General features: G+C 41.1%; 6 protein-coding genes. 2 read left to right on the forward strand and 4 right to left on the reverse strand.

Annotated features, from left to right (window positions below):
- Positions 1-128: 128 nt before the first annotated feature.
- The gene (locus tag HWQ58_RS11585) at positions 129-719 is read right to left on the reverse strand and encodes a hypothetical protein (protein ID WP_292861970.1); all 591 of its coding nucleotides are present in this window, start codon (positions 717-719) and stop codon (positions 129-131) included.
- A 911-nt stretch (positions 720-1,630) separates the two neighbouring features.
- Here HWQ58_RS11585 and HWQ58_RS11590 point away from each other — a divergent pair.
- Together HWQ58_RS11590 and HWQ58_RS11595 are read left to right on the forward strand one after the other, a co-directional pair.
- On the forward strand, positions 1,631-2,227 hold the full coding sequence (locus HWQ58_RS11590) for a hypothetical protein (RefSeq protein WP_292861973.1): 597 nt from the start codon (positions 1,631-1,633) through the stop codon (positions 2,225-2,227).
- 153 nt (positions 2,228-2,380) lie between these two features.
- The gene (locus HWQ58_RS11595) at positions 2,381-11,506 is read left to right on the forward strand and encodes a putative Ig domain-containing protein (protein ID WP_292861976.1); all 9,126 of its coding nucleotides are present in this window, start codon (positions 2,381-2,383) and stop codon (positions 11,504-11,506) included.
- Here the strand turns inward: HWQ58_RS11595 and HWQ58_RS11600 are convergent.
- The 3 genes from HWQ58_RS11600 to HWQ58_RS11610 all read right to left on the reverse strand — a co-directional run bounded on the left by HWQ58_RS11600 (position 11,503) and on the right by HWQ58_RS11610 (position 12,266).
- The gene (locus HWQ58_RS11600) at positions 11,503-11,658 is read right to left on the reverse strand and encodes a hypothetical protein (protein ID WP_292861979.1); all 156 of its coding nucleotides are present in this window, start codon (positions 11,656-11,658) and stop codon (positions 11,503-11,505) included. The two genes, HWQ58_RS11595 and HWQ58_RS11600, sit on opposite strands and share 4 nt — an antisense overlap.
- A gap of 4 nt (positions 11,659-11,662) precedes the next feature.
- Positions 11,663-11,878 (reverse strand): hypothetical protein, encoded by a 216-nt coding sequence (locus HWQ58_RS11605; protein WP_292861982.1) that lies wholly within the window; start codon positions 11,876-11,878, stop codon positions 11,663-11,665.
- A gap of 181 nt (positions 11,879-12,059) precedes the next feature.
- Positions 12,060-12,266 carry an addiction module protein gene (locus tag HWQ58_RS11610; RefSeq protein ID WP_292861985.1) on the reverse strand — a complete coding sequence of 69 codons (207 nt, stop codon included), beginning with the start codon at positions 12,264-12,266 and terminating at the stop codon, positions 12,060-12,062.
- Positions 12,267-12,336: the final 70 nt, after the last annotated feature.

Below are 12,336 nucleotides of genomic sequence, written 5' to 3' on the forward strand. Positions count from 1 at the left end.
TACGGCACTAAAGCCAATGCCAGAAATTCAGGTTTCTCAAGAGTTACAGGAAGTGTAGCTGAAATTGTATTTGCCAGCGATCGCTCATACATTAGAGAATTCCTAAGCATGACGAACCCATGTCGATGCTAAAGGTTAAGGTTAATTGTTTTGCATTTAAGGAGAAAATTTTTTTCAGGCTGAGGTGTACCATTACGATTCAATTTTTTCAACTCTACAACAGAAGAAGTTGCTTTCAGAATCCTATATCTATCAACAATAAAATCACTCCCCGGTTCGGCAAGATTTTGAGTTACACCAGTAATTGCAGTTTTTAATGTTAAAACACCATTATTCACAGTGTAATAAGATTCATTAGCTGGTTGAAAAGTCCAAAAAGAACCCCTATAAAAAATAAAGTTGCCAAATCCCCCTTGCTTGTCAAAAAGCATTCTCCTTGACGAACATGCAGCATTTTTTTGGGATGTTGTGGGAATTTTCCCATTTTCAGAACTGTAAAAAGTCCATTGACCATTTTCACGAGGTGGAAATATACTCTGGGCAAATGTTGGAGTTGCTACAGATGGTAAGAGAAGTATAGTAGCTAGCAAAGCTTTAGTGACTGTAAATCCTCTACCTTGAAATATGGAATTCCATAGCCATATCAACTCATCACAACACGTATCAAACAATTCCACCTGTTGCTCATTAGGTGCAACTTTTATCTTTGTAGTTTTCATGACAATAAATAGCTATTTAACAGTTACTAAACAGTTATGAAGATGACAATAAAGGTTACTTAGAACATCGGTATAAAACCCCCTGATTTAGCTTTTAAGTTGAAAAGGTGTAGCTTATTAACTTGCAAACTGCTGTATATGTGTTTAGAGAATTGTGTCATAACGAGAATTTAACAGGATTTTCCAAAGTAACAGTAAAAACTTTTGGATGCTTTCTTTTTTTAGATACACAGGGGTTGGATTATGTTTTATATAACATATTGTTAATTCCCTATTTTCTATGTCGTTAAGCAATTACATAATTATCGAAATAACCCATTAACATAAAAATCATGTATAACATCCCTGACGTGGCGACAAAATAGCTTGAAAAGATAATGAGATAGAGTGTTTAGCGATTTCTAGTAAAAAAAGACAGGTCTACTTATGTAAATCAAACCTAACTTTGGACGAAAACGGCACATAAGCATGGATGTACTTGGTTTAGTCTTGGTTGTAATCGTTTATGCAGTAAATGTTGCAGATTTTAACTGCGACACTTTTGGTATTAGCTTTAAGCCAGTATTACAGTACCTGACCTAGATAAGGTTTGGGCAGATCAAGGGTATCGAGGCGAACAAGTACAGAATGCAGTGCGAGTTTGCCTTATGAAATTAGAAGTTGTTGAACGTCGCTGCGAGAATTTTGAAGTCTTATCTAGACATTGAGATCCCCGCGAACTTTTGCTTGGCGTAGGATTACAAAGGTGTTTGAGTAAGAACTACGAACGATTACTAGAGATAAGTGAAACCGTCGTTCACATTTTCATGATTCCACTTATGCTTCAAAGACCGACTGCTTAACAATTTATTTATAGATACCCTGTATACAAAAAATGTTTCATCAAATTTTTGAGAGGATAATTACATCAAATGAAACTTTTTCAAATTGCAGTGAAGACTGCAATTATTCCCCTCTTAGCAGCTAGTGTCAGTGTGGGTACTAGTTTTAATAACCAAACACTGCCAGCCCAATCATCAATAATAATTGCTCAGGTTACTAAAACCCACAAAATCGTAATCAAAGATTTAGGTTACTCGTTTGATGTGCCAAATGGGATGCGTGTGATTAGAGATGGAAATTTCTTAGAAGTTTTAACACAGAAGAATTACGAACAACGTCAACGTGGTCAAAAGAACTGTACTTATCAGGACTCAACTGTAGCTGGCTGTTCTGATTTTTCTATCAACATAGAAGGAAATGGTCGTAAAAAGTTGGTACAAGCACATAAAGAACTAATTACTCCTTGTCGTCAATGTGGTGCTGGTACTGGTTTAGACGTTTTTAAAGGGGAAATAACAGTGAATGCAAGGACATACCGGAAATACGAATTGGCAGACGAACACCAAGCATACAATATTTACTTATACCTAACAAATAAGAATCATTTAGTAACTGTTGTTCTGGACAAAGCACCTTATGCAGGTAATAGAGATGCGTTGGTGACTGCAATGGGTTCCTTCAAATAATAAATTATGATTCATGCTTTTTCCGAAGCATGAAAATACGTAAATTACATCGCTATTAATTATCTCTTGTTGGCTCTCTAGATATTTGAGTTTTTAACAATCGTCTTTACCTTCTACTCCCCTGTTTAAATTAGCAAAGGAAAGTTAGTCCACATGACACCCATTAATCCTTCCACTGGTTTAAATGCTCTACTAAATGAGACAGGCAAAATTTATCTATCTGTTGATGGTAATGGAACTGACAGTTCCACCGAAACTATTCAAGTTTTGAAAAATCTGGGTGCTACGGTTCGCACAGCTTATCTAATAGGTGATGGTACTAATAGTATTGGCACTGGTGCCTCTGTTAACGGTACAGCTATTACTTGGGATCGAATTGAATCAACTCCTTGGCGTGGAGGTAACTTCTACAGCTATTTCAGTGATGTCACTTCCCTCGTCAAATCTACCATTGATGCAGCCGCAGCAGGGACGCTAAACATTGCAGTTAACGAAGGCTCTGAATCTTCATCATACGAAGGATTGGCTCTTGCCGTTGTCTTTGACGATCCCAATCAAACAGATGATCAAAGTGTTATTTTGTACTTTGGTGGTCTGAGTCCTAGAGGTGGAACTGCAACAATCAACTTTGCCTCCCCTGTTAATACTAGTTCAAATCTGGAAGCTACCTTGGGGTTAGGGATTGGATACAGTTACAATTCCGGTACTGTTGCAACTCAGTCATCTCAAGTTAAAGTTAATGGTCAGCTATTAACTCAAGTTGCGGGAAATTATGATGATGGTCAGGGAGGTAATGAGGCGCTGTTTACAGCTGGCGGTTTGGGTGATAGTCCTAACAATCCCTCTCCATCTAGTATAGATATAACAACAGATGATGAGCTTTACAATCTGCTACCCTTTATCAAAAATGGAGATACCAGTATTACACTTAACACGGTTAACTCCTCAAATGATGATCATATTTTCTTTGCTCATCTAACCCTAAAAGGTATTACTGGAACTGATTCTATAAACGTCGTCCAATTAGCCGTTGAGCCTGGAAGTGTTAACGAAGATGGAACTGCCAACTTAGCTTACATCTTCACCCGTACAGGTGCAACTACTAATCCTTTAACGGTAACTTATACGGTTGCTGGCACGGCGGAAGTAACTACCGACTACACTCAGACTGGTGCCTCTAATTTTACAGCTACTACGGGAACTGTAACCTTTGCAGCAGGTTCCGCTACTGCTACTGTTACTGTCAAGCCCATAGCAGATACAGTTGTCGAACCGAATGAAACTGTTTCACTAACTCTAATTAGCGGCTCTGGTTATGCCGTTGGCACTTCTACCTCGGTAATAGGAACGATTATTGATAACGCTCCGCCTACAAATATTATCCTTTCCAATAGCAATATAGAAGAAAATAAAGCCATTGGAGCAATTATTGGCGACCTAGCTATAACTGATCCCGATCTAGGAAATACCTTTACCTATAGTTTAGTTACGGGAACAGGTGCAACTGACAATAGTTTATTTACCATCAGCAATAATCAACTCAAAGCCAACGCCGTATTCGATTACGAAACCAAGAATAGTTATAGCATTCAGGTTCGTGCAACCGATCAGGGAGGTCTTTTCTATGAGAAACAATTAGTAATTGGAGTAACTAATGTTAACGAAACTCCCACTAATATTACTCTTCCTCAAAGCACTGTAGAAGAAAATCAAGCGATTGGTATAGTCGTTGGTAATTTAAATACAAATGATCCTGATGCTGGCAATACCTTTACCTATAGCTTAGTTACAGGTGCGGGTGCAACCGATAACAGCTTATTCACTATCAGCAATAATCAACTAAAAACCAACGCTGTATTCGACTACGAAACTAAGAATAGTTATAGTGTTCGAGTGCAGACAACAGATCAAGAGGGTTTATTCTTCGATAAACAACTTATTATCGGAGTTGTAGATGTTAATGAAAATCAAGTTTTTGGGGATTTAAGCTTTAGTTCTCCTCAATTTAGTGTCAACGAAGATGGAACCTCTATTGCAGCCGTAACTGTCACTCGCACTGGTGGAACTGATGGGGCTGTGAGTGCCACTGTTAACTTCAAAGATGGAACAGCAAAAGCGCCAAGTGATTACAATAATACTTCTATTATTGTTAATTTTGCCGATGGAGAAACCAGTAAAACTGTCACCATTCCTATCGTTAATGACGATAACTTAGAACCAGATGAAACCCTCCAATTGTTTCTAAGTAACCCAACAGGAGGGGTAACTATTAGCCAGGAAAATAGTGCAACCCTGACCATTGTCGATAAAAATGCTCCCTTAATCACAGGATTTCCTCAAAGAGCTTCTGGCAGTAATAAAGGTCAAACGACTATAGTTATTGCGGGGCAGAATTTTTCACCAACAGATCAAATTAGCTTAGTTGACTCCGATGGCACAGAAAAGGCTGCCAGTAAAGTTTATTGGGTAAATGAAACAGAAGCCTGGGCAACTTTTGACTTGCAGGGGTTAAGCACTGGAAAATATGATGTCAAAGTCAACAATGAACTAAATAGCTTTGTTTCTAACGATTCTTTTACCGTAACCGATGGTTCACTAGGGAATATTCAAGTTCAGTTGAGTTATCCCTCGCGGGGTGTAGCGACACTCACCTATACCAATGTCGGACAAACGGATGTCATTGCTCCTCTGTTCAGAATATCGCCAACCAATGCCCAGGTAACATTTCCTGAAGAAAATACCGTTAGTGCTAGCCTGCGTCAACTGCTGAATTTAAATTTGGGAACGAGTACCAATGGCCCAGCCGGAATTTTAGCTCCTGGTGAACAAGGGCAATTTTCCTTTAATTATACTCCCAACGGTAATGGCTTAATTTCCTTTGCAGTTGAACAAGTTAAGCCTGATGAAGTGATTAATTGGGCAAACATTAAAGCCGAATCTCGCGCAGATTATAGTTTTATTGATGCTGCTGGTTGGGATGCGCTGTGGAGTAATTTAACAGATACTTTAGGGCAAACCGCCGGACAGTTCCAAACTGTAATGGCGGAAAATGCTAATTATTTAAGTCAATTGGGAGAACAAACCAATGATTTAACTCGGTTATTCGCTTTTGAATGGAAGCAAGAAGCTAATACCCTCACCAATGTAGATTTACTCAGCACAACGGATGTAGTAGATGCTGCATCGGGGCTATCTTTAACCTTTAATCGCACCTTCTTTCAATCTATTGCTGAACGCTACAATTTAGGCAGTTTAGGACGGGGTTGGGCTAGTCAGTGGGATTTACGCGCCACAACGGATAGCAAGGGAAATGTTGTTATTCGTAGTGTAGGGGATTTACAGCGTGTTTTTGAGAAACAAACTAATGGCACTTATACCGAATACGGTGGCGCAACTTTAACGATTACTAATGGTGAGTATCGCTTAAAAGAAGCCGATGGCATAGTTTCCCTGTTCGGTAGTGATGGCAAACTTAGTTATGTTGAAGATCCCAACGGTAATCGGATTACGCTGGAATATACCAATAATCTTCTCACTAAATTGGTTCACACCAATGGCGACAGTTTAACCTTAGCTTACACTCCTCAAGGGCGGATTAGTCAGATTACCGACTCCACAGGACAAGTCAGCAGTTACAGTTATGACGCTTCTGGGGAAAATCTGCTATCTGTCACCACTCCCCAAGGAACAACGACTTATACCTACGATACGGGTAATGTCGCCGCGAAAAAATATTCTCTGTTGTCGGTAACATCAGATTTAGGTTATCAGCGCAGTTTTGAATATGATGACCAAGGTCGTTTGATTAAAGAGTTTAGCAACGGGGAAACCCAAACTCTGACATACAGTTACGATACTACGGGCGGTGTAACAATTACTGATAACACCGGAGCATCCCAAACAATCTTACTGGATGACCGGGGTAATGGGGGACAAATTCGCGGTGTTAACAACCAAAATCTGCTATTTAGCTATGATGCCGATGGGAATTTAATTGGTGCAACTCTGCCAAATGGTGGTCAAACAGCTTACAGTTACGATAAATCGGGGAATTTAATCAACCAGACGAATTTACTCAATCAAGACGTTAAGTTTACCTACGATGTTAACTTTAATCAGTTAACAGGTTTTACAGATCCCAAAGGTAATGGAGTTGGTTATAGCTATGATGCCAATAGCAATCTGACTAAAATTACTTATGCTGACGGCAGTAATCAACAGTTTAGCGTGGATGCATTGGGGAATATCACCAGTTATGTCAACCGTCGGGGCAACACCATCCAATATACCTACGACAAAGACGGACAGCTAACTCAGAAAAAATTTGCGGATGGTTCTAGCGTTACCTATGGCTATGACACTAAGGGAAATCTCACCAGTGTTACAGATCGCACGGAAACCATTACCTTAGAGTATGATGCTGCGAATCAACTGACTCTAATTAGTTATCCGACTGGTCGTTCTCTTCAATATACCTACAATGCTGATGGTCAGCGTACCAAGTTGGTATCTCAAGATGGTTATACAGTTAACTATGGTTATGATGCTGTCGGACGCTTAACAAGCTTAACTGATGCCACAGGAGAAGACATTATCAGCTATGAATATGATAATGCAGGTCGTTTAACTAAAGAAACCAACGGCAACGGAACTTATACAACTTACGAATATGACCAACAGAATCAGTTAACTCGTTTAAGCAACTACAAAGTAGACAATACAGTTAACTCCCGTTTTGAGTACGCTTATGATAATTTAGGTCGGCGTACCAGCATGACCACCCTGGAGGGGACTTTTGAATATGGTTATGATGCCACGGGTCAATTGACTTCTGTAGTTACGCCAGATAATCGCACCATCCGCTATCAATATGATGCCGCAGGAAATCGCATTGCGGTGACGGATAACGAGACAGGGAAGAATTATACCAGCAATAACCTCAATCAATATACGATTGTAGGTAATGCAGTTTATACCTACGATACTGATGGGAATTTGATTAGTAAAACCGAAGGGGGACAGACTTCAACCTACACTTATGATGCAGAAAATCGCCTCGTAAAAGTAGTCACGCCCGATGGAACTTGGGATTATCAATATGATGGGTTAGGAAACCGCGTTGCTACTGTTTTGAATGGGAAACGGACGGAATATTTACTTGATCCCCTTGGGTTAGGGGATGTTGTCGGGGAATATAACGGCAGTGATTTAGTTGCCAATTATACTCACGGCATTGGGTTAGTTAATCGGGTAAATGGCAGTAATATTAATTACTATGATGCGGATGCGATCGGGTCAACAGTAGGGTTAACAGGGACAGATGGCAGTTATGTTAACCGCTACAGTTATTTACCTTTTGGGGAAGATTTAACCAAAGTTGAAGGCGTTGCTAACCCCTTTGAGTATGTCGGGCAATGGGGGGTAATGGATGAGGGAAATGGACTCGATTTCATGCGGGCAAGGTTTTATGACAGTGGTTTAGGACGTTTTAAGGCAGCTGATCCGATTGAGTTGAATGGTAGGGATACGAATTTTTATAGGTATGTTGGCAACAATCCAATTTTACTGATTGACCCTAGTGGACTTAGAACAGAACAAGAGATTTATCCTTCAAAAGATCCAAATTATTATTTAAACAATCTTAATTGGGTTAATGATACAGGTTATTTAGATTTGGAACATCGAACAAATCCCGTAACTGGCAAAAAAGATTTGCTTTACAGTTTCAGAGAAAGAACTGGATGGTGGCCATGGAATTGGACGAATACCGGTCAAATCAGCTTTTACAAAGATGGGCATATAGACTATAGCACTGATAAAGTTGGAGTTTATGGACCTAATTTTTTGTTTGATCTCTATATTTATCCATGGATAATTCACGGTTCTACTGACCTGTTGCCTCACTGGGGAAAGCAATTATGGAACTGGGGTAGTAAAGTCGTAAATCAAGCAGGGGATTACCTTTACAGTAAACCTCTAACGCTTAGTGGCGGTACATGGAATGATCCGCACCTACAAACCCTTGACGGTTTAAACTACGACTTCCAATCTGTCAGAGAATTTACCCTCATTAAATCCATCACCGACGATTTTGAAATCCAAACCCGACAACAACCTTGGTTTAGCAGTACTAGTGTCTCTACCAACACCGCAGTTGCAATCAAAATTGACGGTCAACGCATCGCCTTTTACGCCAACCAAGCTCAACCTCTTCTAATTAACGGTATTGCTACTAAGCTTGGTGAAGGCCAACTCTACGCAATTGGACAAAACTTAATTACACGAGAAGGCGATCGCTACAATATTATTACCGCTAATAACGACTTAATTCAAATCAGCGATCGCGGTAGCTTCCTCAACATTAACCTTGGTCTTGCTGATAACCGTCAAGGTAAAGTCGTTGGACTCTTGGGCAACTTTAACGAGAACGGCAGTGATGAATTTGCTCTCCGTGACAAAACAGTTATCGGCGGTTCTATCTCCAATCAACAACTCTACGGCGACTATGCAGCCAGTTGGCGTATTACTCAAGCAACTTCCCTTTTTGACTACGCCCCAGGACAGGATACCAATACCTTCACCGACCTCGCCTTTCCCCAAAACGTTGTCACAGCAGCCACCTTAACCCCTGAACAACGCGCCGCTGCCGAACAAATCGCTAGAGATGCCGGAATTACTGACCCGGATGTGCTAGAAGATGTCATCCTTGATATTTTTATCACCAATGGCGACCCGCAATTTATCCAAGGAGCGATTACCCAACAGCGCCTAGAAACCGTCAGCGCTCCCAACACCCTAATCAACCCCGACGGTTTTGGAACTCAAAACTGGTTAACAGCAGGTGCAGTCATTCCCTATGCCATCCGCTTTAGCAACAACGCTAACCAGGGAACCACTCCCATAGCCCAAGTTAGCATCACTCAACAACTCGACTCAGACCTCGACCTCAATACTTTCACTCTTGATGACTTTGGGTTTGGGGAGATTACAGTAGATGTTCCCCTTGGTGTACAAAATTACAGTCAACGTCTCGACCTCCGTAGTACTAGAAATGTCTTTGTCGATGTCAATGCTGAACTACACACAGCCACAGGTGTCGTCACTTGGACATTTACCGCCATTGACCCCAGCACTGGCAACGCCGCCAACAGTACAAATCAGGGCTTCCTACCTCCCAATGACCAAAACGGGGTAGGAAGTGGTTTTGTGGGCTACAGCGTCCAAGCAAAAGCTAATTCCACCAATAGCAGTCGTGTTGATGCCCAAGCCAACATCGTCTTTAATAGCCAAACACCCATCCAAACCACCGCTGTCTTTAACACCTTAGATAGCGACATCCCCACAAATAAAGTCAACACTTTACCTGTCAACAGTAGCTCTAACTTCACTGTCTCTTGGACAGGTAGCGACACGGGTAGTGCCCTAGCCTTCTATGATATTTTCGTCTCCACCGATGGCGGTGAATTTATTCCTTGGCAAGTTAATACTACAGCCACTTCTGCTATTTATAACGGTGAAACAGGACGTAATTATACTTTCTATAGCGTTGCTACCGATAACCTTGGTCAAAGGGAAGTTGTTCCCACTCAGCCAGATACGGTAACAACTACAACTACTTTGGCTGTCAATAATGCGCCAACAGTTCAGCAGGCAATTATAGATCAAATCGCAACCGAAGACACAAACTTTACCTTTACTATCCCAGACAACACCTTTAGTGATGTAGACGCGGGTGACATCCTTACCTACTCGGCAACTCTAGAAAATGGTAATTCATTACCAAGCTGGTTAACCTTTGATCCTGTCACTCGCACCTTTAAGGGTGGAGCTACTAACAGTGAAGTTGGTAGTGTAAATATCACAGTCAGCGCCATAGATACATCAGATGCAACGGCGACTGACGATTTTACCTTAGCAGTTAATAATACCAACGATGCGCCAACATTAGATAATGCGATCGCTGACCAAATAGCTAAAGAAGATACAGCCTTCAGCTTTACTTTTGATGCCAACACCTTCAGCGATATCGATGCAGGTGATGGTCTTAGTTACTCAGTAACTTTAAAAGACGGCAGTAATTTACCAAGCTGGCTGAAATTTAATCCTGTTACTCGCACCTTCAGTGGTACACCAGCTAACGCGAATGTTGGGAATCTGACAATTGAAGTACGAGCTACTGATAATGATGGTGTAAGTGCCACTGACACATTTTTACTAGCTGTAGAATCCAATAACGGCTCATCTACCTTCAAGCTTTCAAAAATTGCTGATGATATCTTTAACATCTCTAATAGCAGTGATAAATCAAAACTTCAAGTCACTCTCACAACACAAAGTTCTAATCTTGTCAATGAACTAGGAGTGTTTACCGTTGACGATGCTCAAGGTAAAATCCAAGGTATTGCTCCAGGCGCAGCAGGTTACGCCGAAGCAGCTTTAGATCGAGCTCAGGTAATTTTCTCTGCTATTACCAATCTTCCCAATGGTTTTAATACCAACGCTTTGACACATCTACTGGAATTTAATTCCGGTGATAACCTGAGATTTTATCTGGTGAAGAATAGCTCAACTGATGCTGTACGGGCTGGAGTCACTCCAACCACAGACATACTGTTTTCTGACCCATTAAGACAAAAAATTACAGACTTGGGCATCGACGAGTTTTCTCTGGCTTGGAAGGATGGATCTGGTAATAGCAATGCTGATTTCCAGGATCTAGTGGTAAAGGTTAAGCCCACAAATGATTTATTACCTCTAGGCACAAATTTGCAAGGAAAGCCTCAGAGCGAAGTCATCGATTTACGGGATGTTACAAGTCAAGTAAAAGCTGACTTTACGGTGAATCGAGAAGCAGCTTTCAATAATTTCATCGGCTTCTATCTCGTGGCTGATGAGAATGGTGGCATTGACACTAACTCAGATGGCAAAGCAGATATTCTCGCTGCACAAGCTGGTTATACTGAAGCAGCAGTTCGTGGGCGTGTTGCAGGCATTGACCTGACAGTTAACAACCAAGGTACGGCAACTTACACTGGAACTTTCCAACCTGGTTCCATCTTCGCACCATTTATTATTGCTAATGGTGGACTTGATGGTTTACTTGATAGCAATTCAAATAACGATCCGGCAGTTTACTTCCCATTCTTGGGAGCTAACATTGACAAAGTAGATCATATTCGCTTATTAGGAAATAACATCTTTGGCTTTGAGGATTTACCAGATGGTGGTGACAACGATTTCAACGATGTGATTGTGGGAGTTAATTTGAGTATCGTTTAGTTTATATTAAACATCGCCTCAATAACGGCACACTGTGAGGCGATCGCCCTCGTTGCAGATAGGAAGTGCGATCGCGTTCTGGAGTAGCGGTGGCTGACACTTTTAGATGAACCGTCGCTGTAGAAGAAGGTAGCAACGGCAAATTCTTGCATCGACTTACAATGTAATTGTTTCGGCTGACAATGCGATTGCATCAGCTGACAATGCGATTGCATCGGCTGACAATGCGATTGCATCGGCTGACAATGCGATTGCATCGGTTGACAATGCGATTGCATCGGCTGACAATGCGATTGCATCGGCTGACAATGCGATTGCATCGGTTGACAATGCGATTGCATCGGCTGACAATGCGATTGCATCGGCTGACAATGCGATTGTTTCGGTTTGCAATGTTGATACAAAACTAAAATTATGGAAAGCCTCTCAGACGCTTACCTATATCAGCTTGGTTCAATCAAATCAGCGATCGCTTTCACCAATACATCTGGAACTGGTTTGGAAATATACATTTTAAATTCACTCAATGCTGCTGGATGAAAGACGTATTTCATTACTCCAAAAGTTGTCTTACTCTAGCTAACGCTTCCTCTCCAGCAATGGGTTGAGCTGTACTGCTTCGGACTGCATCTCTACGCTTTTTGGCTTCATCTGTCCACAGTGTTTGAAGTGTTTCGTCTACATCAAATTCAAGACTTTCAACCAGTTTTTCTGCCAACAATGCTCTCGCTGCACTGGGCAAAGTTAAGGCTTCTTTCATAATCTGCTCAACAGAAGTTTTTTTCTCCAACCAAACACTCCGTATGTACCAAAAAACAATGACTAATGAC

Source organism: Nostoc sp. LPT (assembly GCF_017115165.1).
In the GTDB taxonomy this organism is placed as follows: Bacteria; Cyanobacteriota; Cyanobacteriia; order Cyanobacteriales; family Nostocaceae; genus Nostoc.